Origin of the sequence: Streptomyces sp. Qhu_M48 (assembly GCF_051305195.1) — a bacterium.
Taxonomy (GTDB): Bacteria; Actinomycetota; Actinomycetes; order Streptomycetales; family Streptomycetaceae; genus Streptomyces.
The window spans coordinates 4,405,502-4,430,119 of the sequence record NZ_CP195432.1; the positions used below are offsets into that span (position 1 = coordinate 4,405,502).

At 73.1% G+C, this 24,618-nt stretch carries 24 protein-coding genes, 1 pseudogene and 1 riboswitch; of the genes and pseudogenes, 8 read left to right on the plus strand and 17 right to left on the minus strand.

The genetic code is table 11. The annotated features are described in order from the left end of the window. Positions 1-26 precede the first annotated feature (26 nt). The 4 genes from ACRRSS_RS19990 to ACRRSS_RS20005 all read right to left on the minus strand — a co-directional run bounded on the left by ACRRSS_RS19990 (position 27) and on the right by ACRRSS_RS20005 (position 3,977). Positions 27-572 (minus strand): hypothetical protein, encoded by a 546-nt coding sequence (locus tag ACRRSS_RS19990; protein ID WP_435972473.1) that lies wholly within the window; start codon positions 570-572, stop codon positions 27-29. Continuing rightward, on the minus strand, positions 569-1,600 hold the full coding sequence (locus tag ACRRSS_RS19995) for a serine/threonine dehydratase (protein ID WP_435972474.1): 1,032 nt from the start codon (positions 1,598-1,600) through the stop codon (positions 569-571). The genes ACRRSS_RS19990 and ACRRSS_RS19995 overlap by 4 nt, the downstream gene beginning before the upstream one ends. Before the next feature lie 154 nt (positions 1,601-1,754). Further along, positions 1,755-2,969 (minus strand): S8 family peptidase, encoded by a 1,215-nt coding sequence (locus ACRRSS_RS20000; RefSeq protein ID WP_435972475.1) that lies wholly within the window; start codon positions 2,967-2,969, stop codon positions 1,755-1,757. 222 nt (positions 2,970-3,191) lie between these two features. Continuing rightward, on the minus strand, positions 3,192-3,977 hold the full coding sequence (locus ACRRSS_RS20005) for an alpha/beta fold hydrolase (protein WP_435972476.1): 786 nt from the start codon (positions 3,975-3,977) through the stop codon (positions 3,192-3,194). A 171-nt stretch (positions 3,978-4,148) separates the two neighbouring features. On the opposite strand from ACRRSS_RS20005, the gene ACRRSS_RS20010 reads away from it, so the two are divergent. Beyond that, positions 4,149-4,586: a nitroreductase family deazaflavin-dependent oxidoreductase gene (locus ACRRSS_RS20010; RefSeq protein ID WP_435972477.1), complete on the plus strand. Its 438-nt coding sequence runs from the start codon at positions 4,149-4,151 to the stop codon at positions 4,584-4,586. Between the two features lie 22 nt (positions 4,587-4,608). Here the strand turns inward: ACRRSS_RS20010 and ACRRSS_RS20015 are convergent, their stop codons facing one another. Next, positions 4,609-5,538, minus strand: a complete 930-nt coding sequence (locus tag ACRRSS_RS20015) for a DMT family transporter (RefSeq protein WP_435972478.1) — start codon at positions 5,536-5,538, stop codon at positions 4,609-4,611. Between the two features lie 72 nt (positions 5,539-5,610). Between ACRRSS_RS20015 and ACRRSS_RS20020 the strand changes: the two genes are divergently transcribed. Continuing rightward, entirely contained in the window at positions 5,611-6,489 is an 879-nt protein-coding gene (locus ACRRSS_RS20020) for a LysR family transcriptional regulator (RefSeq protein ID WP_435972479.1), read from the plus strand. Positions 6,490-6,517: 28 nt separating this feature from the next. Here ACRRSS_RS20020 and ACRRSS_RS20025 read toward each other — a convergent pair whose 3' ends face one another. Both ACRRSS_RS20025 and ACRRSS_RS20030 read right to left on the minus strand, forming a co-directional pair. After that, positions 6,518-7,354 carry a class II fructose-bisphosphate aldolase gene (locus tag ACRRSS_RS20025; RefSeq protein ID WP_435972480.1) on the minus strand — a complete coding sequence of 279 codons (837 nt, stop codon included), beginning with the start codon at positions 7,352-7,354 and terminating at the stop codon, positions 6,518-6,520. A gap of 44 nt (positions 7,355-7,398) precedes the next feature. Then, positions 7,399-8,322 (minus strand): SIS domain-containing protein, encoded by a 924-nt coding sequence (locus ACRRSS_RS20030; protein WP_435972481.1) that lies wholly within the window; start codon positions 8,320-8,322, stop codon positions 7,399-7,401. Positions 8,323-8,470: 148 nt separating this feature from the next. Between ACRRSS_RS20030 and ACRRSS_RS20035 the strand changes: the two genes are divergently transcribed. Next, a complete protein-coding gene (locus tag ACRRSS_RS20035) occupies positions 8,471-9,292 on the plus strand; it encodes a DeoR/GlpR family DNA-binding transcription regulator (RefSeq protein WP_435972482.1) in 822 nt (273 codons plus the stop codon). Between the two features lie 177 nt (positions 9,293-9,469). Further along, positions 9,470-11,494 carry a phosphocholine-specific phospholipase C gene (locus ACRRSS_RS20040; protein ID WP_435972483.1) on the plus strand — a complete coding sequence of 675 codons (2,025 nt, stop codon included), beginning with the start codon at positions 9,470-9,472 and terminating at the stop codon, positions 11,492-11,494. 92 nt (positions 11,495-11,586) lie between these two features. Here the strand turns inward: ACRRSS_RS20040 and ACRRSS_RS20045 are convergent, their stop codons facing one another. Beyond that, positions 11,587-12,228 carry a DUF6197 family protein gene (locus ACRRSS_RS20045; RefSeq protein WP_435972484.1) on the minus strand — a complete coding sequence of 214 codons (642 nt, stop codon included), beginning with the start codon at positions 12,226-12,228 and terminating at the stop codon, positions 11,587-11,589. Positions 12,229-12,599: 371 nt separating this feature from the next. After that, positions 12,600-12,756: riboswitch (cyclic di-AMP (ydaO/yuaA leader) on the plus strand. A gap of 5 nt (positions 12,757-12,761) precedes the next feature. Between ACRRSS_RS20045 and ACRRSS_RS20050 the strand changes: the two genes are divergently transcribed. Then, positions 12,762-13,625: a LysM peptidoglycan-binding domain-containing protein gene (locus tag ACRRSS_RS20050; protein WP_435972485.1), complete on the plus strand. Its 864-nt coding sequence runs from the start codon at positions 12,762-12,764 to the stop codon at positions 13,623-13,625. Here ACRRSS_RS20050 and ACRRSS_RS20055 read toward each other — a convergent pair. From ACRRSS_RS20055 to ACRRSS_RS20065, 3 genes are all read right to left on the minus strand, one after another. Further along, entirely contained in the window at positions 13,619-14,908 is a 1,290-nt protein-coding gene (locus ACRRSS_RS20055; protein ID WP_435972486.1) for a phosphoribosyltransferase family protein, read from the minus strand. The genes ACRRSS_RS20050 and ACRRSS_RS20055 overlap by 7 nt on opposite strands. Before the next feature lie 115 nt (positions 14,909-15,023). Continuing rightward, on the minus strand, positions 15,024-15,620 hold the full coding sequence (locus ACRRSS_RS20060; RefSeq protein ID WP_435972487.1) for a hypothetical protein: 597 nt from the start codon (positions 15,618-15,620) through the stop codon (positions 15,024-15,026). A gap of 148 nt (positions 15,621-15,768) precedes the next feature. Then, the gene (locus ACRRSS_RS20065; RefSeq protein ID WP_435972488.1) at positions 15,769-16,533 is read right to left on the minus strand and encodes an alpha/beta fold hydrolase; all 765 of its coding nucleotides are present in this window, start codon (positions 16,531-16,533) and stop codon (positions 15,769-15,771) included. Positions 16,534-16,722: 189 nt separating this feature from the next. On the opposite strand from ACRRSS_RS20065, the gene ACRRSS_RS20070 reads away from it, so the two are divergent. From ACRRSS_RS20070 to ACRRSS_RS20080, 3 genes are all read left to right on the plus strand, one after another. Beyond that, entirely contained in the window at positions 16,723-19,305 is a 2,583-nt protein-coding gene (locus ACRRSS_RS20070; protein ID WP_435972489.1) for a SpoIIE family protein phosphatase, read from the plus strand. Positions 19,306-19,419: 114 nt separating this feature from the next. Then, entirely contained in the window at positions 19,420-19,668 is a 249-nt protein-coding gene (locus ACRRSS_RS20075; protein WP_435972490.1) for a type B 50S ribosomal protein L31, read from the plus strand. Positions 19,669-19,809: 141 nt separating this feature from the next. Then, positions 19,810-20,646, plus strand: coding sequence for an SDR family oxidoreductase (locus ACRRSS_RS20080; RefSeq protein WP_435972491.1), 837 nt, complete (start codon positions 19,810-19,812; stop codon positions 20,644-20,646). A gap of 122 nt (positions 20,647-20,768) precedes the next feature. On the opposite strand, the gene ACRRSS_RS20085 is transcribed toward ACRRSS_RS20080, so the two are convergent. From ACRRSS_RS20085 to ACRRSS_RS20110, 6 genes and pseudogenes are all read right to left on the minus strand, one after another. Further along, the gene (locus ACRRSS_RS20085; protein ID WP_351908820.1) at positions 20,769-21,266 is read right to left on the minus strand and encodes a peptidylprolyl isomerase; all 498 of its coding nucleotides are present in this window, start codon (positions 21,264-21,266) and stop codon (positions 20,769-20,771) included. Between the two features lie 123 nt (positions 21,267-21,389). Further along, positions 21,390-21,605 (minus strand): hypothetical protein, encoded by a 216-nt coding sequence (locus ACRRSS_RS20090; protein WP_435972492.1) that lies wholly within the window; start codon positions 21,603-21,605, stop codon positions 21,390-21,392. 63 nt (positions 21,606-21,668) lie between these two features. Beyond that, a pseudogene (locus ACRRSS_RS20095) lies at positions 21,669-21,959 on the minus strand (DUF6629 family protein); the annotation flags it as partial. A 70-nt stretch (positions 21,960-22,029) separates the two neighbouring features. Then, complete coding sequence (locus tag ACRRSS_RS20100; RefSeq protein ID WP_435972493.1) at positions 22,030-22,533, minus strand: NUDIX domain-containing protein; 504 nt, start codon at positions 22,531-22,533, stop codon at positions 22,030-22,032. A 148-nt stretch (positions 22,534-22,681) separates the two neighbouring features. Beyond that, positions 22,682-23,362, minus strand: a complete 681-nt coding sequence (locus ACRRSS_RS20105; protein ID WP_435972494.1) for a response regulator — start codon at positions 23,360-23,362, stop codon at positions 22,682-22,684. Further along, positions 23,359-24,618: a sensor histidine kinase gene (locus ACRRSS_RS20110; RefSeq protein WP_435972495.1), complete on the minus strand. Its 1,260-nt coding sequence runs from the start codon at positions 24,616-24,618 to the stop codon at positions 23,359-23,361. Before ACRRSS_RS20110 ends, ACRRSS_RS20105 begins: the two co-directional genes overlap by 4 nt.

The following is a 24,618-nucleotide window of genomic DNA, read 5'->3' on the forward strand; positions in this document are numbered from 1 at the left end:
CCACCTGCGCACCTTCCTCCGGCGGGTCAGTCCGGCAACCGGTCCACCACGTGGGCACCGGCCGCGCAGACCCAGGCCGGTCCGGTAGGGGTCGGGGTGGCGTGGACGCCGACACGGTGGTCGGGGCAGAGCGGCCAGACCAGCCTGTCGCGGTCGGCGAGGAGGCACTGCACGCCCTCCGCGGCCTCCAGGGCGATGTCGGCCGGGTCGATGCCGTGGACCGTCTCGTGCCCGACGGTGAGCCGGCCGGCCGGCTCCTGTTCGCCGGGCCACTCGTAGTGGACCGGAACGTCGAGGGTGCGCCCGGTGTCCCCGTACACCCCCACGAGGAGCGCGGTGACGACGCGCTCGGCGTGGATCCGCCGGTGCTCGGCGAGGAGCGGCACGAAGTAGGGGGCCGGCACGGCGCCGTTGTACGAGAACGTGTCCCGGAAGAAGGCCAGGCGGCCCGGGGCGCCGGAGTTGTCGACGCGGTCGAGGTCGAGGTCGAGGTCGTCCGCGAGCGTACGGAGCCACGCCCGGAACGCCGGGTCGTCGGCGGCCGGAGGAGTCGGTGCGGTCCGTGCGGTCATCTCGCACCCTCCGCCGGGGTGGGCACGAGGTCGGCGGGGTCGGTGTTGGCGCCGCAGAGGACGACACAGACCTTCTCGCCCGGGGCCGGGCGGTAGCCGCGGCCCGTCCCGTCCGACGGGTCCGACGGGTCCGGGGACGCCAGGGCGGCCAGGGCGGTGGCGGCCGCGTGCTCGACGGCTAGACGGCGGTCGTCCCAGAGGGATCGGCGGACGCGGGTGATCCTGGCGTCCGTGACGAGGACGGTGCGGACACCGTCCTCCTGGGCGGCCGCGACGGCGGTGGCGGAGGCGCGGCGGGCACCCAGGGAGTCGGCGGCGACGGAGTCGACGGTCACGTCGACCGGGTGTCCCGCCCGGAGGGCGGCGTCGAGGGCACGGCAGTTCTCGGGTTCGACCGCGACGGTCCTGATGCCGTGGTGCCGGGCGGCGGTGGCGACACCGGCGAAGAGTCCGCCGCCACCGACCGCGACGACGACGGTGCCGAGGTCCGGGATCCGCTCCTGGATCTCGTCGAGCAGCGTGCCGGCCCCGGCGGCGATCAGGGGATGGTCGTACGCGTGGGAGGCGAGCGCCCCGGTCTCGGCGGCGAAGGCCTCGCAGGCGGCGAGCGCCTCGGCGTACTCCGTGCCGACGAGACGGACGTCGGCGCCGTAGCCGAGGAGCTTGTCGGCCTTCACCTTCGGTGCGGTCGTCGGCAGGAAGACCGTGGCGCGGACGCCCTGCCGGAGGGCCGCCCAGGCGCACGCGAGACCCGCGTTGCCGCCGGAGGCGATCGTCACGCCGGCGTCGGGGAGGGTGCCCTCCTCCCGGTGTGCGAGGAGGAAGTTCTGCGCGCCGCGTGCTTTGAAGGAGCCGGTGTGCTGCATGAGTTCCAGGGCGAAGTGGAGGGCGTACGGCTCGCTGCCGGTGTCGGCGCGGGCGATCGTGACGGGGCGGACGTGGCCGCCGATCCGGTCGGCGGCGGTCTTGATGTCGGCGTAGGTGAGGAGGCTGGTCACCTGGGACTCCTGGCGGAACGGATCGGTCATGGGGTCGATCCTCTCAGCGCCGGGGGCTCGCCGGACGCGGGGGCCCGCCCCCGTCGCCGTCCTTCTCCCTCGCCGGGCCCGGCGGTGGCTCCGCCCCGGAGGCGCCGACTGCCTCCGGGGCGGTGCGGTCGTCGCACGGTTCCGCTGGCCGGTGTTACGGGACGATCCTCAGGAGCCGGTTCGGGGAGCCGCTGCCCGGGGTGGTCACCTTGCCGGTCGTGGCTCCGTTGACGAGGGCGGTGGCCACCTGGGCGGGGGTCGCGGAGGGGTGGCCCGCGAGGTGGATCGCGGCGGCGCCGGCGACGTGCGGGGTGGCCATCGAGGTGCCCGAGATGGTGCTGGTGGCGGTGTCGCTCGTGTTCCAGCCCGCGGTGATGGACACGCCGGGGGCGAAGAGGTCGAGGACGGAGCCGTAGTTGGACCAGCTGGCCTTGGCGTCGGTGGTGCCCGTGGCGCCGACCGTGATGGCCGCCGGGACCCGGGCGGGCGAGGTGGAGGAGGCGTTGACCCCGGAGTTGCCCGCGGCGACCGCGTAGGTGACGCCGTCGGCGATGGAGTTCTTCACGGCGTTGTCGAGAGCGGTCGAGGCGCCGCCGCCGAGGGAGAGGTTGGCGACGGCCGGGGCGCCCGCCGTGTGGTGGGCGGTGACCCAGTCGATGCCCGCGATGACGCCGGCCGTGGTGCCGGAGCCGTTGTTGTCGAGCACGCGGACGGCCACGATCCGCGCCGCCTTGGCCACGCCGTAGGTGGAGCCCGCGATCGTCGTGGCGACGTGGGTGCCGTGCCCGTTGCCGTCCTGGGCGACCGTGTCGCCGTCGACGGCGTCGTACCCGTTGACGGCGCGCCCGGCGATCTGGGAGTGGCTGATCCGGACACCGGTGTCGATCACGTACGCCGTGACGCCGCCGCCGGCGGTGTCGGGGTAGGTGTACGTCCCGGAGAGCGGCAGGTTCGCCTGGTCGATGCGGTCCAGGCCCCAGGGGGCGTTGGTCTGTGTCGCGTCGGCGCGGACGATCCGGTTCTGCTCGACGGAGGCGACGGCCGGGTCGGCCGCGAGGCGGCGGGCCGCCTTCTCGTCGAGGGCGGCGGCGTAGCCGTTGACGGCGGAGCCGAAGGTGGTGCGGACCGTGCCGCCGTATCCGGATATCAGGCTCCGTCCCTTGGCGGAGGCGGCCTTGAAGCCCGCGCCCTGCTTGAGGGTGACGATGTAGCTGCCGGGTACCGCGTCGGCCGAACCCGCCGCGAGGACGACGCCTTCGGCCGGGGCCGCCTGCGCGGGGACGGCGGCGAAGGTGCCGAGCAGGGCGGCGGCGGTCGCGGCGGAGGCCGTTACGGCGAAACGGGTCTTGGTGCTCTGCGGGAGTGCCATTGCGAGGGAGTCCTCCTGATGAGCGCCGTGCCGGGTGGGGGTGGGGCGGCACGACGGGGGGCGCGTGGGGCCACGCGCACGGCCGGGACGGGTGGGTCCGGTCCTGGCGTGCTGAGCAGCCTGGCCGCTCTACGGGCGTAGCTCAAGGAAGTTGAGGCCTTGTCATGCATCTGCCATACACCTGCAATCGAACTCCCTCCCCGCCCACCCGAAGTGGCCGGATCAGCTCCCGTCGTGGCCGGAAGCAGGGGCGGTCGCGAGGGCCTGGGCGAGCGCGCCGGCGAACCCCTCCGGGTTGTCCAGCATCAGGTTGTGCCCCGCGCGCGGCACCTCGATCACCGGAACGCCGAAGGCGGCCGCCTTCTCCGCGTCGGCGTCCGGCAGGCTCAACTCCCCCACCAGGAAGGTCCGGGGCGCCCGCAGCGCGGCGAGGAGGTCGCCGGGCGCGGGCGTACTGCCCTGGACCAGGGCGACCGCGCTGCGGTGCACGGCCAGCGGGTCGGCGAGGCGCAGCCGGGCCGCGTAGTCGGCGCGCTGTGCGGCGGCCAGCATCCGGGCGAACCCCCGCGCCACGAACACCGCCTCGTCCTGGGCGGCCACCGGCGAACTGAACGCGCCCCCGCCCGCGTACAGGTTCGGCTCCGCGACCACGAGCCTCCCCACCAACTCGGGACGCGCGGCCGCCAGATGGATCGTCACCGCGCCGCCCATGGAGTGCCCGACGAGGTCGACGCCCGTGAGACCGAGGTGGTCGAGGACGGCGGCCACGGCCGCCGCCTGGGACTCCATGCGGTAGTCGAACTCCGCGGGCCGGTCGCTGAGCCCGTGGCCGAGGAGGTCCACGAGCAGCGCCCGGCCGCCGCCGAGGGCGGGGTGGGCGGCGATGTGGGCGAAGTCCGATGCCGAGGTGCAGCCGAGCCCGTGTACGAAAACCCGCACGGGCCCGTCTCCGGGCAGGTCGATCCACCGGATGTACGCCCGCTGGTCCGTCAGGAACAATTCCCGCATGCCGTCCGCTCTCCCCTGTGTCACACACCGCTGTCGTCACGTCAGCTGCCACCCTAGGAGTCGGCACTGACAACGCACCGGTCCCGGCTGCCTTCCGCGGGACGGAACCGGACGGCGCCGAAGGGACGGGCCGTCCGCCGGTGCCACCGCACACCACCGAAAGGACATCCCATGCCACTCGAAGGTGAGTACGAGCCCAGCGCGACGAAGTGGGTGCGTGACCAGGTCGAGCTGTACGAGTCGTCCGGCGGCACCAAGGGCACGACCCTGCGGGGCATGCCGGTCGTCCTGGTCACGAACGTCGGCGTGAAGAGCGGCAAGATCCGCAAGACCCCGCTCATGCGGGTCGAGCACGAGGGGGCGTACGCGCTCGTCGCCTCGAACGGCGGGGCGGTGAAGCACCCCGTCTGGTACCACAACCTCGTCGCCGCGCCGCTCGTCGAACTGCGCGACGGCACGGAGGTGTGGGACATGAACGCCCGTCTGGTCACCGGCGAGGAGCGCGCGGCCTGGTGGGAACGCGCGGTCGCCGCGTTCCCCGACTACGCCGACTACCAGCGCAGGACCGACCGGGAGATCCCCGTCTTCGTCGTCGAGCGGGTCGAGTAGGGCCTGGCCCGAAAGACCCGCCCTACGGGGTGCCGAGCCGATCACGTGCGGACGGGGGAACGACGGGGCGCGGCTCCGTGCCGGCGGGCGGCGTCCGGTTCGATCGCGTCAGGCCCACCCCCACCAGGACGACCGCCATCCCCGCCACCACCCGTGCCGTCAGGGGCTCGCCGAGGACGACGGCTCCCAGGGTCACGGACACCACCGGCAGCAGATAGCCGACCGTGGCGGCGGCGGTCGGACCCTCCTCCGCGATCATCCGGTAGTTCAGGTGGAAGGTGAGCCCGGTGGCGAACACCCCGAGGACCACCACCGCGAGGACACCGGCCCAGGTCACCGTCGCCGCTCCGCCGGCCGCCAGGGCGGGCGTGCTCAGGCCGGTCGCGGTGGTCAGCTGCGCGGCGGAGAGCGCCAGCGGCGCGGTTCCCCGGCCGGTGAGGTGGCGGGCCATGTACGCGAAGGCCACGGCGTAGCTCGCGGAGGCGCCGAGGAGGGCGAGGGCGCCCCAGCTCATCAGGCCGGAGCCGTGACTCCAGGGCGCGAAGATCAGCAGGACTCCGGCGAAGCCGAGCGCGAGGCCCGCCAGGCGCGGGACGCGCAGGGGGCGTTCCGAGCCCAGGGTCAGACCGATGAGGAGGGCCCAGAGCGGGGTGGTGGCGTTGAGGACGCCGGCCACTCCGCTGTCCACGGTCTGCTCGCCGATGGAGAAGAGCAGGAACGGCAGGGCGTTGCAGAAGAAGGCGGCGACGACGAGCCGCCCCCAGGTGGCAGGGTCCCCCGGCAGTCGCTGCCCCGCGCCGTACGCGAGCGTGAGGAGCACCGCCGCGCCGAGCAGGCACCGTACGAAGGTGATCCATCCCGGTGTGAGGCCCTCGTTGAGGGAGATCTTGATCCAGAGGAAGCCCGAGCCCCAGAGCAGGGCGAGGACACCCATGCGTATCGCCGATGTCATGTCACCCACCGTCCTCCGCGCGATCCGACAGGACAAGCGAAGAATCGTGTATCCGGCGTTAAGCTCTGCTACATGCTGGATGTGAGACGCATGCAGGTGCTCCGGGCGGTGGTGACCAGCGGCTCCGTCACCGCCGCTGCCGCGAACCTCGGCTACACCCCCTCAGCCGTGAGCCAGCAGATCGGTGTCCTGGAGAAGGAGGCCGGCATCGCGCTGCTCGAACGGTACGGCCGTGGTGTGCGGCCGACCGCCGCCGGACGGCTGCTCACCGAGCACGCCGCCGTCATCGGACGTCAGGTGTCCGAGGCCGAGACCGCCCTGGCCGATCTGCGGGCGGGGCGCACCGGGCAGATCGCGGTCCGGTACTTCGCCACGGCGGGCGCCGACCTCGTCGCCCCCGCGCTCGCCCGGTTCCGTACCGAGCATCCGGGGGTTCGGGTCGATCTGAGGATCGCCGACGGCGCGCCCGACGAGGAGGCCGACCTGACCCTGGTCGTACGGCCCCGGGGCGGCGGCCCGGACGGGTTCGGCGACGGCCTCCGTCTGGTCCACCTGCTCGACGACCCCTACCGCGCGGTGCTGCCCAGGGGCCATCCGCTCGCCGGGCGCCGTACCGCCGTCGACCTGGCTGAGCTCGCCGCCGAACCGTGGGTCGGCAGCGAGCGGCCCGGCCCCTGCCTCGACGCCGTCCTCGACGCCTGCGCGGCCGCCGGGTTCACCCCGGACATCGCGGTGGAGTGCGAGGAGTACGCGACCGCGCAGGGGTTCGTCGCGGCCGGTCTCGGTGTCAGCCTGATCCCGTTGACGGGCCTGGGCAGCCGGCACCCGCACGTGGTCGTCCGGAAGGTCCGGGGGCCGGAGCCGGTCCGTGCCATCCACGCGGCGGTGCGGGAGTCCTCACTGGCCCTGCCCGCCGTACGCGGTCTGCTCAGGGCGCTTCAGGAGGTGTGAGCGGCCCGGCCCCCCGGGCCGCTCCGGGTCAGGCCGGGGACAGGACGGCCAGGAGGTGGGCGACCTCGCGGGCGACGGCCGCGCGGGCGGGGGTCAGGTAGTGGCGCGGGTCGACCGCGGTGGGGTGGTCGCCGAGGTGTTCGCGGACGGCCCGGGTGAAGGCCTTGTTGAGGTGGGTGGAGACGTTCACCTTGGTCATGCCGGCCGCGACGGCCGCGGTGAGGTCCGCGTCGGAGACGCCGGACGAGCCGTGCAGGACGAGCGGGGTGTCGACGGCGGCCCGCAGGCGGGCGATGAGCTCGAAGTCCAGGACGGCGTCCCGGGTCAGCATCTGGTGGGAGCTGCCGACCGCGACCGCGAGGGCGTCGACGCCGGTGGCCTCGACGAAGGCGCGGGCCTCGTCGGGGTCGGTCCGGACGCCCGGGGTGTGGGCGCCGCCCTTGCCGCCGACCTCGCCGAGTTCGGCCTCGACCCAGACGCCGTGCTGGTGGCAGTGCTCCACGACCTCGCGGGTCGCGGCGACGTTCTCGGCGTAGGGCAGTTTCGAGGCGTCGAACATGACGGATCCCAGGCCGAGTACGACGGCCTCGCGGACGAGGCCGGGGTTCTCGGCGTGGTCCAGATGGACGGCGACGGAGGTCTTCGCGGCGCGGGCGATGGCCAGCGAGGCGAGGGCGACCGGCTCCAGGGCTCCGTGGTAGCGGACGGTGTTCTCACTGATCTGGAGCACGACGGGGCGGTCGGCGTGCTCCGCGCCGGCCACGATGGCCTGGGCGTGTTCGAGCTGGAGGACGTTGAACGCCCCCACACCGGTGCCCGCCGCGCGGGCGCGGCGGACGATCTCATCGGTCGGCGTCAACGGCATGGTCGTTCTTCTCCCGGGGAGTGGGCGGCGGTGCGGGGTGGCGGTCAGGCGGGGGCGTCGGTGAGGACCACCGAACGGGTCAGGTTCCGGGGCGTGTCCGGGTTCAGGCCCTGGGCCTCGGCGACCGCCACGGCGAGCCGCTGGGCCCTGATCAGGTCCGCCAGCGGGTCGAGGTCGCTCTCGGAGAGGGTGCCTCCGACCTTGCGCACCTCGTCGGCGAGGCCGGCCGGGAGGGTGCCGAAGCCCCAGGTGACCCGGCCGGGTCCGGTGATACTGATGGGGCCGTGACGGTACTCCATCGCCGGGTACGCCTCCGTCCAGGCGCCGGCCGCCTCACGCATCTTCAGTCCGGCCTCCAGGGCGAGTCCGTAGGTCCAGCCCGATCCGAGGAAGGTGAACTGCTCCGCCGTCAGGACGCTCTCGTCCAGGGGGGCGGTGAGGGCCTGTTCGGCGTCCCGCGCGGCCTCCTCGACGGTGGCCACCCCCTCGGGGAGCGCGCCCTCGGACTCCAGGTGCGCGCGGAACAGGGCGAGCGCCGTGGTCGCGAAGCGGGTCTGGACCACCGACTCCTCGTCGGCGAAGTCCAGGACGGCGACCTCGTCGGCGAGGTCCATGACCGGGGTCGTCGGGTCGGCCGTGACGGCGCCCGTGGGGACCGTGCCGCGCAGCTTGGACAGGACGGCCAGGACCTCGCTGGTGGTGCCGGAGCGGGTGATCGCCACGACCCGGTCGTAGCGGCGCCCGTAGGGGAACTCCGAGGCGGCGAAGGCGTCGGTCTCGCCGTGGCCGCCGGACTCGCGCAGTTCCGCGTAGGCCAGGGCCATGAACCAGGACGTGCCACAGCCGATCACCGCGACCCGCTCGCCCCGCCGGGGCAGGGCGGAGGTGTGCTGGGGCAGGGTGCGGGCAGCCTGACGCCAGGTCGTCGGCTGGGAGGCGATCTCGACGGCGGTGCGGGTGGTGCTCATGCCGGTCTCCTTGCAAGAAGAGTGCACAGGAATGATGGAAGATGCTTGAAGTCGATGCCATTCAAGCAGAAACATGCAGCGGCTTTCCAGGTCCCGCGCCCTTCGACGGATAGAATCGGACGCGCGCACGAGCCCGAGGGAGGGACACATGTCCAAGCACGAGCGGTGGAACACGCTCCTTGAACTACTGGCGGCCTCGGGGAAGCTGGAGGTCGAGGAGGCGGCGACCGCCCTCGACGTCTCCGCCGCGACGATCCGCCGGGACCTCGACGAACTCGCCGAGCAGCAGCTGCTGATACGGACACGGGGCGGGGCGGTGGCGCACGGTGTCTCCTACGAGCTGCCCCTGCGCTACAAGTCGACACGGCACGCGGCGGAGAAACGACGGATCGCGGAGGCCGCCGCCGATCTGATCGCCCCCGGAGAGGTCGTGGGGCTCAACGGTGGCACGACGACCACGGAGGTGGCCCGCGCCCTCGCCCTGCGGTTCGCGAGCGGCCGCGCGGACACGGCGGGGACGGCGGGAACGGGGGGAGCCGCGACGTCCGGACCCGCCCTGACCGTCGTCACCAACGCGCTCAACATCGCGGGCGAGCTGGCGGTGCGTCCGCAGATCAAGATCGTCACGACAGGCGGGGTGGCCCGGCCCCAGACGTACGAGCTGGTGGGCCCGCTGACGGTCGGGGTGCTCAACGAGGTCGTGCTCGACGTGGTGGTGCTGGGCGTCGACGGGGTGGACGCCGCGCTCGGCGTGATGGCCCACCAGGAGGACGAGGCGAGCATCAGCCGGCTCTTCGCGGAGCGCGCGAGCCGGGTCGTCGTGGTGACCGACTCCTCGAAGATGGGCCGCCGGGCTTTCGCACGCATCTGTGGTCTGGACCGGATCGACCTCCTCGTGACCGACACGGGTATCACTCCGGAGGCGGTCGCGCAGCTCACCGAGGCCGGAGTGAAGGTGCTCGCCGTCTGAGCCGCCGGTTCACATTGGTATGCAGTCGGACCAATCAGGAGCCCTCTTTCCCTTGCCCCTGGGGTGTCCTGGGGAGTTAATCCTTTAATTACCGCGCGGATGTATACCTTTAAGCTCCCCTCCCCCATCATGTCTCGCACGTGCCGCCGGGGCACAGCGTGACAGGAGAGGCGGAGCATGATTCCCATCAGCCGCAGGGGATTCGTCGGTATCGGCGCGGGGCTCGTGGCGGGCGCGGCGCTCCCGACGGCCCGGGCGTCCGCCGCCGCGCGGGCGGCCACCGGCACCCTCACCGACGTCAAGCACGTGGTGATCCTCATGCAGGAGAACCGCAGCTTCGACCACTACTTCGGCACCCTGCGCGGCGTCCGGGGCTTCGGCGACCGCGCCGCGGGCAACCTGCCCGGCGGCTGGGGGATGTTCAACCAGCCCGACTGGGGTGGCCGCCGGTACCCCTGGAAGCTCAGCGACACCCCGCCCGCCGGTGGCGTGGACGGCGAGACCCTCGCCCAGTGCAACGGCGACCTGCCGCACAGCTGGACCTCGCAGCACGCCGCCTGGAACAAGGGGCGCCTCGACAACTGGGTCACCGGAGTCGGCAACAACCGGACCCTCGGCCACCTCGACCGCGAGGACATCCCCTTCCACCACGCGCTCGCCGACCACTACACGATCTGCGACGCGTACTTCTGCTCGGCGCTCAGCGCCACGGGCCCCAACCGCACCTTCCTGTGGAGCGGGAGGATCGACGCCTCCAGCAAGGACGGGGGCGACGAGTCGGGCCTCACCTGGGAGACGTACGCCGAGGCGCTGCAGCGCGCCGGGGTGAGCTGGAAGCTCTACCAGAACGCCCAGGACAACTACGGCGACAACGGCCTCGCGTACTTCAAGAGGTTCACCGACGCCCGCCCCGGCGACCCGCTGTACGACCGGGGCATGGGATCGGTCCCCAAGGTCACCGGGTCGACGCCGGACGACATCGCCGCGGCGATCCGCGCCGACGTCGTCGCGGGCACCCTGCCCCAAGTGTCGTGGGTGGTCGCGAACGAGGCGTTCTCGGAGCACCCGTACGCGCCGCCCGGGGACGGCGCGCACTTCGTCGATCTCGTCTACCGCGCCCTGGCGGCCGACGCCGAGGTGTTCGACTCGACGGTGCTCTTCCTCAACTACGACGAGAACGACGGCTTCTTCGACCACGTGCCGCCGCCGGTCGCTCCCCCGGGCACCCCGGGCGAGTACCTCGACGGCGTGCCGATCGGCCTCGGCTTCCGCGTCCCGATGCTTGTCATGTCCCCGTGGACCCGGGGCGGCTGGGTGAGCTCCGAGGTCTTCGACCACACCTCCGTGCTTCGCTTCATGGAGACCTGGACGTCCGCGCTCGGCACGCCCGCCGCCTGCCCCAACATCAGCGCCTGGCGACGGAAGGTGACGGGTGACCTGACCGGCGTCTTCGACTTCGCCCACCCGGTGTACGGCGTGCCGGCCGGCCTTCCCTCCACGGCGAAGGTGATCGGCCAGGCCACCTGCAAGCCGCTGCCGAACCCGGCCCCGCAGAACAACACCCTGCCCGCGCAGGAGTCGGGCACCCGCCCGGCGCGCGCCCTCCCCTACCAGGTGAACGGCAACCTCGACCGCTTCGAGTTCGGGTCCGCGGGCAAGATCCTGGCCTGGTTCTCGATGGCGAACCAGGGAGCGGAGGCCAAGCGGGCGGCCCATTTCTCGATCCACCCGCACCAGCACCGCGACACGGCCGCCTGGCAGTACACGGTCGACCCGGGCGCCACGGCGACCGACTACTTCAACATCGGCACCGGGTCGGGATCGGGCAAGTACGACATCTCGATGATGGGCCCCAACCGCTTCCTGCGCCGCTTCCTCGGGGACGCCTCCAAGGCGGGCAAGGCGGTCGAGGTGGCGGCCCGGTTCGCGCCCGAGGCGGGTACGGGCCGGACGGCGCTCTGGTTCCGGATGAGCAACACCTCAGCGGGACCGGTGACCTTCACGATCCGCTCGAACGCCTACCGTACGGACGGCCCGTGGACGTACACGGTCCCGGCGAACTCCACGCGGGAGGACTTCTTCAACGCGGTGGCCCTCCACAACGGCTGGTACGACTTCACGATCGTCGTCGACATCGACGGCACCTGGTCGCGCCGGTACACCGGCCACATCGAGACCGGCGCCGCGAGCGTCACCGGCTGACGCCGGCGGCCGGGCGGCCCGGCGGCCCGGCGGCCCGCGTCGATGAGCCGGGGGCGGCTTCCGGGCCACCGCCCGGCTCATCGGCACGGCCGTCAGCGGCCCGCGCGCGCCGCGCGGTGGATCGTGGCGTCGAGCAGGGCCACCGCGTCGGCCGCCGTACGGCCCGGAGCCCGGTTCCAGGGTCCGATCAGCTCGCTCCAGCCCCGCGACCGGAGCTCGGCCATGATCCAGGCGGCGGCCTCGTGCATGGTCGGGGCGCTGCCGTGGCCGAGCCGGTGCGCGGCGAGCAGCGCTCCGCAGACGCACCGGGCCCCCCGTGCGTCACGCAGCTTGTACGGGGCGTTCTGCCAGCCCCACTCCGTCAGGACGAGGCGCGCGTAGCCGAGGTGGACCGAAGGGCGCAGATCCGGACGGCCGACACGGCGCCAGGCGTGCAGCCGGTCGGGCAGGACGGCCGCGATCCGGCCAGGGAGGCGGTGCTCGGCCGGCGGGGACGGCGGCAGCGCGACGAGCGCGTCCGCGACGAGGCGGTCCACCGGCACGGTGAGCAGATCCCGCCAGCTCTCGTCGGGCGAGGACGCGGGCGACAGTACGGGCGTGGGCGGGGACGTGGGCGGGGAGGGCGGGGCGGTGGTCAAGTCCGTGACGACACGCTGCCAGGTGGCGCTCTCATAGAGCTCGGCGGCCTCGCGGTCGAGTCCGTCGGGGGTGAGCAGGGCGGCGGAGGGGGACATCCGGGCAGCTCCTCGGTCGGGGTCACCTCATCTTTCACGACGAATGTCGGTTTTGCGACTTCTGAGGGCAAGTGTCCACCTCTTCGAAGCGGCCTTTACCGCCCACTCCTTAATTTATGGAATCAAAAGCCCTATTCGGACATACGGTCGCTGGTGACGCGACTCACTTTCCCGGGACGAGGCTCGCGGCAGGAGTCCGCGCATGCCGGGCCGGACAAGGAAGTTCGAGGGACCTTCGGCGCGTTCGATCTTGAATTCGTCGAATTCGGTGATCCAATTCCCGGGCCCGGGGCTCCGGTCCTCTTGTTCTCTGTCGCATTACTGGCCTACGGTCACCTCCATTCGAGCGGATCGCCTAATCCTGCCACCGCTCGAAATACCTCCCTTTTCACCCGACGGCAGGAGCGGGGGACCCACGAATACGCCGGCCCGGAATCCCGGGACGGCTCGGGGTGCAGCCGCGTGCGCGCGGCCGGACATCTCCCGTCCGAACCCGACAGCTCACCCCGCAGGCGCCGGAGAGGAATCCCGTCATGCCTGCTCACGGTAAGCACCGCCGCCCCCGACGCCGCGCCGTCTCCCATGGACTCGCGCTGGTCGGCACAGGTGGAGTCGCCCTCGCCCTCCCGCTGATCGCCCCCGCGGCGGCCGGTGCCGCGCCCGTCTCCGGCGCCCCGGAATTCACCACCCGGGCCGTCGCCGCCCCCGCCGCTCCTGCCGCGGCCCCGGCCGCCGCCAAGGCTCCCGCCGCCCCGGCCGCCGCCCGTACCTACACCGTCGTGAGCGGCGACTCGCTTTCCCTGATCGCCCAGAAGAAGGGAATTCAGGGCGGCTGGAAGGGCCTTTACCGGGCCAACATGAGCGTGGTGGGTGACAATCCGTCACTCATTCACCCGGGCCTTGAACTGACGCTTCGTAAGGATTCCGCGAAGGCGGCTCCCGCCCAGGCGAAGAAGGCCTCCACGACCGAGCGGGCCGACCGCTCCGAGCGTCGGGCCGCCGCGCCCGCCGCCACCGGCACGGGGGCCTCCGCCGCCGGTGCCGTCCAGGCCGCCCCGGTCGCCGTCACCCAGTACGCGAACAACCTCGACGGCTGGATCCGCGAGTCGCTGGCCGTCATGGCCCAGCACGGGATCCCCGGTTCCTACGAGGGGATCCACCGCAACATCATGCGTGAGTCCTCGGGCAACCCGCAGGCCATCAACCTGTGGGACTCCAACGCGATGGCCGGCACCCCCTCGAAGGGCCTTCTCCAGGTCATCGACCCGACCTTCCGCGCCTATCACGTGCCCGGCACGTCGATGGACCCGTTCGACCCGGTCGCCAACATCACCGCCGCCTGCAACTACGCGGCCGACAAGTACGGCTCGATGGACCAGGTCAACGGGGCCTACTGACCCCGGAAGTGCCCGCTGAACCAGGAGGTGGCGAGCTCCGCCACCTCCTCCAGGGCGCCCGGCTCCTCGAAGAGGTGCGTGGCGCCGTCGACGACGGCCAGCCGGCTCTCGCAGCGCAGCAGGGACCGGGCCCGCCGGTTGAGGTCCAGGACCGGCGTGTCCCGGCCTCCCACCACCAGGAGCGTGGGAGCCCGGACCCGGGCCAGACGGTCGGCCGCGAGGTCCGGCCGGCCTCCGCGTGAGACGACGGCGGTCACCTGGGACTCGGGATCGCCCGCCGCCCACAGCGCGGCGGCCGCTCCCGTACTCGCGCCGAAGTACCCCAGCGGGAGGCCCTCGCTCTCCGGGCGCCCGGCCAGCCACTCCGTCGCGTCGGTGAGCCGGCCGGCGAGCAGCGGGGTGTCGAAGACATGCGCCCGGTCGACCGCCTCCGCCTCGGTGAGCAGGTCGAACAGGAGCGTGCCGAGTCCCGCCCTGTTGAGCGCCGCCGCGACCTCACGGTTGCGGGGGCTGCGTCGTCCGCTGCCGCTGCCGTGGGCGAACAGGACGGTGCCCAGGGCTCCCTCGGGCACGGCGAGCCGCCCGGCGAGCGTCACTCCGGCCGCCGTGGGGATCCGTACGTCCGAGTCCTGGACGACCGGGTCGTGCGCGGCCCGGTTCCGGTCCAGACAGGCGACGACCTCGGCGTCGGCGGTCTGTGAGAAGTCCCGGTAGAACTGTCCGATCGCGAAGAACTGCTCCGGCGTGTGGACGCTCACGGTCTCGTCGGCCTCGCCCCCGAGCCGGACCGTCCAGCCCCGTGGCGCGACCGGGACGGCCAGCACGATCCGCGCGGCGCCCCTGGCACGGACCACCCGGCACGCGGCGAGGGCCGTGGCACCCGTGGCCAGACCGTCGTCGACGACCAGGACCGTCCGGCCCTCCACCGGGACGGACGGTCTGCTGCCCCGGTAGCGGCGGGTCCGCTGGTCGAGTTCGGCGTGCTCGCGCCGCTCGACCTCGGCGAGACCCCGCTCGGTCACCCCGGACTCCCGCAGCACCCGCTCGTTCAGCACCCGCACACCGCCCTCGCCGAGCGCGCCCATCGCGAGTTCGGGCTGCCTGGGCACGCCCAGCTTCCGCACGAGACAGATGTCGAGCGGGGCGTCCAGGGCGTCCGCGACCTCGGCGGCCACCGGCACCCCGCCCCGGGGCAGGCCGAGAACCACGACGTCATGGCCCTTGAGGCGGTCGAGCAGGCCGGCCAGTCGCCGACCCGCGTCGGTGCGATCGCTGAAGAACATGGCCCACCGCCCATCCGTACGCACGGTTTCGGGTGAGGGAGGACGGCGTGTCCTGTCCCGTGCCCGTCCCTCCAGGGTAGGTCGCCTCTCCCGCGGCGGTCGGGTGGAGCGGAGGTCAGCGGGACTGCAGGGCGTCCAGGGCGACGGCCTGGGCTATCGCGAGACGCCGGTCGAGCTCCGGGTCGGCTATGTCGAGCACGTAGCGGTCGCGCAGACCGAAGATCTTGTCGACGGTCATGACGGTCCGCTCCTCCTCGGTGAAGTCGAAGTGGTACGGCACGATGAAGGGGATCAGGTCGGTGAAGGGCAGGAACTCCCAGGCACGGCGCAGCAGCGCGAGCCGCTCGCTCCGCTCCTGACCGGTCGTCTCCCCCGCGGCTCCCTCCCGGCTCAGGTGCCAGGTGCTGCGCAGCAGGGAGGCGCCGAAGTTCTTGCGGAAGCCGCCCAGCCGGGAGCCGGAGGCGCCGTGCACGTCGTAGCTCGCGCCGAGGTCGATGACCTGGCGGGCCTTGACGGTGAAGAGGACCTGGCGCCGGGACTCGTCGGTGTAGAAGGTGAACTGCTCCTTCAGCGCCATCCTCTTCTGGTGGGCGAAGGCCACGAGTTCGGCCTCCTCCCCGTCCGGGCCGACGGTGTGCACCAGGTAGCGGTTGGCCATGAGCGTCACCTTCTGCCGGACGAGAAAGCGGTGCTGCGTCTGCGCGAGGCCCATCGAACGTGCTCCTGCCGGTCGTGGGCGGTCCGTCGAAGGACCGCCCCCTGAGGTCGTGAGCACGATGATCCGGCGGCGAGGGGCCGCACCGCTGTCCTCGAAAGTCGTCGCCGCCGACGACGTTCGGATGAGATCCGGCGAGCCGCCGTCAGGCGGCCAGGAAGGCCTCGATGGCCTCGGCGAGGGCCTGCGGGGTCTCCTCGGGCGCGTAGTGGCCGGCGTCCTTGAGGACTTCGAGGCGCGCGTTGGGGTACCAGCGCAGCCAGGTGGCCTCCATCGCCTCGGCGCCGAGCGCGGGGTCGTGGGCGCCGACGACGAGCAGCACGGGGGTGGGGTTGTCACGGACGCGCTCGTGGAAGTCGGTGCGCGACCAGGAGTCCAGGTAGGCGCGGAAGGCGGTGGCCGAGGAGCGGCCGACGGAGCGTTCGACGAGCGTGCTCAGCCAGGAGTCGTCGTACCGGCCGCCGGTGGTGTTGTCGATGATGGCCCGCCGGTTGGCGGGTTCCTCGGCGGCTCCGGCGAAGAGCTCCCAGGTATCGCCGTCGAGGGGGAAGCCGGCCGCCGAGACGGGCGAGATGCCGATGATCGAACGGACGCGTTCGGGGGCGTCGAGGAGCATCAGCTGCGCGGCCTTGCCGCCCATCGAGTGGCCGATCACGGAGAAGGAGTCCCAGCCGAGGTCGTCGGCGACCGCGAGCGCGTCGGCCGCGACCTCCTCCATCGTGTACGCCCCCGGGTGGTCGACGGCCTCGCCGTAGCCACGGCAGTCGACGAAGGCGTAGGAGCCGGTGGCGTCGTTCAGATGGGCGCGCAACGGGGCGAAGCTGGTGCGGTCGCCGAACCAGTTGTGCAGCACGAGGGCCCGCCGGGGGCCGTCGCCTTGTACGTCGTGCGGAAGAACCCGGCCCGTCATCGTGCTCCCTGGTCATGAGGTGGTGGCGCCGCGCTCGCGCGACACCGGACGACGACCGAGTGTGACGGCGCGGACGCGCGCGGTCAACACCGTCGTCGGTGGAGGGAGAGACCCCTGTCGGCGTGGGGCGGGGCAGGGGGTCGCCGAGTCGGGATGCGGGGCCGTTCCCGACAGGGGCATCCTTGCTGTGTGACCTCGCACGGCTCGTACGGCCCCGGACCGGCGGGCGGTACCGGGCGTCCGCCCGGGAAGGGAACCGCCGACGGGCCCGCTTCGGGTGCCCTGACGTGGGCGCTCGCGGAGTCCGCGCTGCGGGTGGTGGAGGAGGTCGGGGGGTACGCGGGCGGGGTGTACCTGCGCTCGGGAACCCCCGGGCTGCTGCGGCTCGCGGTCCTCGTGGGGCTGCCGGGGCCGCTGATGCGCCCTTGGTGGCGGATGCACACAAATCGCCCCTTCCCGGTGGCGGAGGTGCACCGCTCCGGGCAGCCCGTCCACCTGGCCGACGTCGAGGAGGCCATGCGGTCCTTCCCCCAGCTGGTGGCCAGCCTGCCGTTCCCCTTCGCCTCGCTGTACGCGCCGGTGGTCGCCGGCCGTGAGCGCTACGGGGTGCTCGTGGCGCTGCGGGCTCCTACTCCGGGGGTACCGGTGGACGCGCGCGACCGGAACCGGATGACCCGGGAGGCGCTCCGCCTCGGTGGGGCCCTGTCCGGTCTGGCCCACCAGGGGACGCCGGTCGAATGGCCCGGCGATCCCGTCTGCGTCCAGCTGTCCACCGGCTCCGGGCCGCCGGTCCGGTTCGGTTCCTTCGACTGGGACCTGGACTCGAACGTGGTCACGCTGGACGAGGGGCTGCTCGGGATCCTCGGTCCGGAGGTGCGCTCCCCCTGTCCGATCGAGGTGCTGACGTCGCTCCTCGAACCTGAGGACGGGTACGCGCTGTGGGCGGCGGCCCGGCAGGCGACGGGCCCGGACGGACGCCCGGCGGTGCGCAGGATCCGGCTGAAGGGCCCCGACGGCCGCCTGCACCTCCTGGAGGTGTCCGCCAGGGCGCGGAGGGACCCTCCCGGGGCCGCGACGACCCCGGACACCACCGACGGCACGCGCGCGCGTGCCGGGGTCCGCCCGCCCCTCGGGGCGGGGCACCTGATGGGCACGCTCGTCGACCTGGGGACCGGGCTGGTCGGCTCGGACGCCACGGACCGGCTGCCGCGGGCGATCCTGGCCATGGACCGGCTGGGCCGGATCACCTACGTCAACGACCGCACGGAACGGCTGCTCGGCCGGACGCGCGGCGCGCTGGCCGGGCGGCCGCTCTGGGAGGCGCTGCCCTGGTTCGACCACCCCTTCCACGACGAACAACTGCGCGCCGCGCTCCTGTCCGGCGAGCCGATCCGCTTCCTGGCCCGACCGGAGCGGGGCCGGTGGCTGTCGGTCTCGCTGCACCCGGGGCGGGACGGGGTCACGATGGTGCTGGTCCCCGAGGAGGATCCGGCGGCTCTGGCGCACAAGTCCGGGACCGGACGGAAGCCGGAGGACGACCTCTCCTCCCCCGGTGACCGGGCCTCGGCCCTGTACCGGCCGGTGGCGCTGGCGATCGCGCTCACGGAGGCGATGACGGCCCGCCAGGTGTCGGCGGTGGTGACGGAGGAGCTGCTCCCGGCCTTCGGCGGGCGGCAGCTGGCGATCTACCTGCTGAGCGACCGGCGCCTCTACCTCGCCTGGGAGACCGGATTCCCGCAGGGGTTCCTCGAACCCTTCGACGGTGTGGCCCTGGACGCCCGGCTGCCGGGCGTGGAGACGCTCACGACCGGCAGACCGCTCTTCTTCGAGTCGATGGAGCAGCTGAGACGCTCGTACCCGGACCTGCCGCTGGACGCGGAGAGGGGGGCCAGGGCCTTCCTGCCGTTGATCGCCTCGGGCCGGCCGGTGGGCTCCTGCATCCTCGGATTCGACCAGCCGCGCGGCTTCAGCCCGGAGGAGCGGACGGTGCTCACGGCGCTCGCGGGCCTCATCGCGCAGGCCCTGGAGCGGGCGCAGCGGTACGACACGGAGGCGAAGGTCGCCCGGGGACTCCAGGACGCGCTGCTCCCGCACCGGCTGCCGGTGCGGGACGGGGTGGACACGGTGGGCCGCTACCTGCCGGGCACGCAGGGCATGGACGTGGGCGGCGACTGGTACGACGTGATCGAGACGGGGCAGGGCCGGCTGGCCCTGGTGATCGGCGACGTCCAGGGGCACGGGGTGGCGGCGGCCGCCACGATGGGTCAGCTGCGCAGCGCGGTACGGGCGTTCGCCCTGGGCGGCCACCGACCGCAGGACGTGATGCGGGGCACCAACCGGCTGCTGATCGACCTGGATCCGGGGCAGTTCGCGAGCTGCTGCTACGTCCTGCTCGACCCGGAGTCGGGGGAGATCCGGGCGGTGCGGGCCGGGCATCCGCAGCCGCTGCTGTTGCGTGCGGACGGGACGACGCAGCTCCTGGACCTGGCGGGCGGGGTGGTCCTCGGGGTGGACGACCGCGCCTCGTACCCGGTGACACGGATGAGGCTCGCACCCGGCTCGGTGCTGGCCCTGTTCACGGACGGCCTGATCGAACGGCCGGGCAGGGACATCGACGAGGGGATCGAGCGCCTGCGCCTGGCGCTGGCCGCGACCTGTTCGCTGCCGCTGGCGGAGGCGGCCGACCGGGTGATCCGGGAGGCCCGGCAGGCCACGGCCCGCCCGGACGACATCGCGCTGCTGCTCGCGGCGCGCTGGCCGGAGCACGGCTGAGGATCACCCGGTCGGTCCCGTGGCGCTGGTCGGCCGCCGGGGGCGCGGGGAGGCTGGGGGTGCCGTGCCGATCAGGCGGCCGGACGAGTCGGGGCGTGAGCCCGAGGAGGACACGTGCAGCAGGACAAGCAGCCCGAGTACGGCCCGGTGGTCTTCCGTGACCGCTCGGCCGGGTTCGCCTTTCTGACCCGGTCCACCGCGACCAGCGACCGGACCATCGAGTGGGACGACGGCAACACGTACCCCGTGGTCGACGTGGAGATCTCCTCCGAGAGCCACCCGTTCCACACGGGCACGGCGCGGACGGTGGACTCGGAGGGCCGGATCGCCAGGTTCGAACGGCGTTTCGGCGAGGAGAGCTGAGTCCCGAGGGGGGCCGGATCCCCTTTCCCGGGATCCGCTGGTGAAACTGGCCAGGAGATGGCCGGTTCGCCTTCCAGGGTGAGGTCACGAAGACGGCGGAGCGCTCGCGCTCCGCCGAGGACTCCCTGGAGGGGAACAGCTGTGATCGTGGTGACCGGAGCGACCGGAAACGTCGGACGTCCGCTGGTGGAGCTGCTGGCGGCGGCGGGTGAGCAGGTGACGGCGGTGAGCCGTCGGCCCGCCACCGGGCTGCCCGCCGGAGTGACGCACCGGCCGGGTGATCTGGCCGATGTGGCGGAGCTCAAGGGCCTGTTCGAGGGTGCGGACGCGGTGTATCTGCTCGTCGCGGGTCTCGGGGCGGAGCTGAGGCCGCGTGAGATCGTGGCGGCGGCGGTGGCCGCCGGGGTGCGGCGGATCGTGTTCCAGTCCTCGCAACTGGTGGGGACGCGGACCGGTTCCGTGTCGCACGAGATCCTGCGCGGCTTCGAGGCGGCGGTGCGTGGGTCGGGCGTCGACTGGACCGTCCTGCGGCCCGGGGGCTTCGCCTCCAACGCGGTCCTCTGGGCCGAGCGGGTGCGTTCGGCGCGTACCGTCGCGGCCCCGTTCCCCGATGTGGCCCTGCCCGTGGTGGATCCGGAGGACGTCGCCGGGGTCGCGGCGGAGGCGCTGCGCGATCCGGTGCACGCGGGGCGGACGTACGTCCTGACCGGACCGGTGGCCGTATCACCGCGTGAGCAGGTGCGGGCGCTCGCCAAAGCGGTGGGCGAACCGGTCGCGTTCGTCGCGCAGAGCGCGGGCGAGGCACGGTCCCGGCTGGTGCGGTTCCTGCCCGAGGACGCCGTGGACGGGATGCTGTCGGTGATGGGCGAGCCGAGTGCCGAGGAGCAGCGGGTGAGCCCCGACGTGGCGGGGGTCCTCGGCCGGGCTCCGCGGCCCTTCTCGGCGTGGGCGGCGCGCAACGCGCCCGCCTTCACCTGACCCGGAGCGTCGGGAGCCCTCGGCTGGGGCGGGGACGCGCGTCGCGCGGACGGTGTCCCCCGCCCCGGCCGGGTGGGTCGAGCGAGGGCGCTCGGCGCCCTCGGCTCAGCTCGGGAAGGCGATCAGGCCTTCACGATGCCGGAATCGGCGACCTTGATGGTGGCGCTGGTGGCGCCGGAACGGGAGCCGAGGCCCTCGATCTTCTTGACCAGGTCCTGGCCCTCGACGACCTCGCCGAAGACGACGTGCTTGCCGTCGAGCCAGTCGGTGACGATCGTGGTGATGAAGAACTGCGAGCCGTTGCTGTTCGGGCCGGCGTTGGCCATCGACAGCAGGAACGGGCGGTCGTGCTTCAGCTTGAAGTTCTCGTCGGCGAACTTCTCGCCGTAGATGCTCTTGCCGCCGGTGCCGTTGCCGCGGGTGAAGTCGCCGCCCTGCAGCATGAACTGCGGGATGACGCGGTGGAACGGGGATCCGGCGTAACCGAAGCCGTGCTCGCCGGTGCAGAGCTCGCGGAAGTTCTGCGCCGTCTTCGGGACGACGTCGTCGAACAGCTTGAAGGTGATCCGGCCCGCGGGCTCGTCGTTGATGGTGATGTCGAAGTAAACGTTCTCGCTCATGGGGACATCCTGTCATTAGTCACGTACGGCGCGCGCACGGGCTGCCTCCTCCCGAGTCACGGCGTGCCGGTGCCCCGCGGCCCGTCGGGGGCGCGGGGCACCGGTCGCCGGGTGGGACACGGGTCAGAGGAGTCCGCCGGTCGCGGGGGCGGGGAGGGTGCCTCCGGCGCCCTCGACGGTGTCCTGGAGGACGGTCTCGACGCCCTGGTCCTCCTGGAGGAGGCCGGTGGCTCCGCCCAGGGGGCTCTCGGCGGCGCTGGCCTGCGGCGCGGGAGTGACGAGGGCGGTGACGACGCCTGCGGCGAGGGAGGCGATGGCGAGCATGCTGCGCTTCTTCATGACCGGGTCAACTGCTGAACGCCCGAGGAGTTACGGCCGTCGCCGGATCCGGACGAGGAGCAGCAGGGCGGCGGGGAGGCGTGGCCGGTCGTCGGGGCGGGCGGCGGTGAGGACGCCGACCGGGACCCGGAGCTGTAGCAGGGGGAGGGCGATCACGGCCCAGGCGAGGGTGGCGGGTCCCGTTCCGCCGCCACCGTGCCAGACGGCGGCCTCGACGACCTGGTGGGCGCCGAGGAGCAGGGGCAGGGCGGCGAGTGGCGCGTCCCCCGGTCGGCGTACGGAGGCGAGGGAGGCCACGCCGACGGCACCGATCCCGAGGCCGGCCCAGAGGTCGGCCGTGACACTCCAGCACATAGCGCACTTTTTACCCCATTCAGGGTGGAACCGTACGGTTACGGACGGCCCCCACCCCCGTACCCCTTGCTCAGTCGCCCTCGGAGCCGGTCTCCAGGTACAGCGGCGTGCCCGTCCTGCGGGCCCGGTCGATCCCCGCGAGGCGGGCGAACTCCCGCGGCTCCATCTCCCGCTCCCACTCGTCGAGGGTGCGCAGGCTGTACTCGCTGTGCTCCTCGGGGTCGAGGACGACACCGGCGATCTGCTCGTCCGTCAGCTCTCCGCCGTCGAAGACGAAGCCGATGTGGTTGGCGGGCCAGTCCTCGCCCCGGTCGGTGACGAAGTGGGTGCCGAGGAGGCGTGGCTCGCCGGTGAAGGTGATGCCGGTCTCCTCGTGGCACTCGCGCACGGCCGTCTCCCAGGGGGTCTCCCCCGGGTCCATGTTCCCGCCGGGCCACTGCCACAGTTCGGTGCGGTAGGTGGCGCGGAGCTGGAAGGGGCGGCCCCGGGTGTCGGTGAAGTAGAGGCAGGCGTACGCCGTCGCTCTCGGCAGGGTCGCGACGTACTCGACGGGCGGCAGCCAGATGTTCGCCATGGGCGGCTCTCCTTCGACGGGCCGATGGGATCGTCCCCATCCAAGCGGTCCGGGAGGCCGCGACCGACCGCTAGGGGGCGCGTCACCGGATCGTGTGATCACTTCCCGGCCGGACGTCTTCGCGCCGCCGCCGTCCGGAGCGCCCCGGTCAGCCGGCAAAGACCAGGCCCGCCTCGTACGCGATGATCACCAGCTGCACGCGGTCGCGGGCGCCCAGTTTGGCGAGCAGCCGGGTCACATAGGTCTTGGCGGTGGCGACGCTGATGTGGAGTTCGGCGGCGACCTCCGTGTTGGAGAGGCCCCGGCCCACCAGGGTGAGCACCTCGCGCTCGCGGTCGGTGATCCCGTCGGTACGGCGTCCGGGCGCGGCGGGGACGGCCCTCGGGCGGTCGGTGAACTCCTTGATGAGGCGCCGGGTGACGCTGGGGGCGATGAGGGCGTCCCCCGAGGCCACGACGCGGATGGCGGCGAGGATGTCGTCGAGAGCCATGTCCTTGACCAGGAAGCCGGAGGCGCCCGCGTGGAGCGCGCCGTACACGTGGTCGTCGTCGTCGAAGGTGGTGAGGACGACCACGCGGGCGCCGGTGGGGCCCCCGGTGATGAGGCGGGTCGCCTCGATGCCGTCGGTGCCGGGCATGCGCAGGTCCATGACGACGACGTCCGCGCCGGTCTCCTCGACGAGCCGGACGGCCTGGGCGCCGTCCGCCGCCTCGCCCACGACGACGAGATCGGGCAGGTCGGTGATGACCATCCGGAGCGCGGCGCGCACCAGCGGCTGGTCGTCGGCGAGGAGGACCCGGACGGGCCGCTCGGTGGTGGTGTCGCTCATCGGACGGTGGCTCCTGCGGGTAGGGGAAGGCGGGCGGTGACGCGGTAGCCGCCACCGGGGCGGGGCCCGGCGGTGAACTCTCCGCGCAGCAGGCCGACGCGCTCCCGCATCCCGGCGAGGCCGTAGCCGGACCCGTCGCCGGAACGGGTCAGGTCGTGGTTCTGCTCGCGGTCCCTGCCGTGGGCGGGGCCGCGGTCCTCGACGGTGACGACGAGGGCCTCGGGGTCCCGCTGGTCGACGGTGACCGTGCAGGAGTCGGCGCCCGAGTGCCGCAGGACGTTGGTGACGGACTCCTGGACGACGCGGAAGGCGGAGAGGTCGATCTCCTGCGGAAGGGTGCGGGGCGCTCCGACGCGGTGGACGGCGACGCGGAGCCCGGCGGCGGCGGTGACCTCGGCGAGCCGGTCCAGGACGGCGAGGCCGGGCATCTCGGGGAGCCCCGTGGCCTCGTCGGGGTGCGCTCCGGCGGCGCCGGACTCCTCGGTGCGCAGGGCGCCGAGCATGCGGCGCAGTCCGGCGAGGGTCTCGCGGCTCGCCGTCTCGATCTCCACGAGGGCCTGCCGGGCCTGCTCGGGCTGCGTCTCGATGACGCGGCGGGCGGCGCCGGCCTGGAGGGCGACGATGCCGATGCTGTGGGCGACCGAGTCGTGCATCTCGCGGGCGATGCGGAGCCGTTCGGTGGTGACGGCCCGGGCGGCGGTCTGGGCGCGGGTCCGTTCGGCGTACGTCCTGCTCTGGTGTTCCGAGCGGCCGAGCAGCCAGGCGACGGCGGCGGTGAGGGCGACGGCCAGCGCGCCGGTGGTGCCGACGCTCCACCCCGAGAGCAGCCGGACCGCGAGGTAGACGACGACGGGGCCGAGGGCGAGCAGGAGCGCCCGGCCGGCCTCGCGGGGCGGGCGGGAGGCGGCGATCGCGTAGAGGGCGACGTCCACGGCGAGGTACTGCGCGAACGGGATGGCGGTGACGCCCAGCGGGGTGCTGCCGATGACCGCGGCGACCAGGAGGTACCGGAGTGCCGCCGCCGGACGGCGGGTCAGGAGCACGCTGCCGCGCAGGGCGAGGGCGGTGGCGAGCAACAGCATGGTGAGGCCGTCCCAGCGCAGGATGACGATCCCCGGCAGCACGTCGGCCTCCTCCTGGCCGGGCAGCCGGATCCGCAGCAGGGCGGTGAAGAGCAGGCCCGCGAGCCAGGCGGTCGCGGTCCACCCGCCGGGGGTGACCCTCCTGAGGAACGGTACGGACGGGGTGGCGGACAT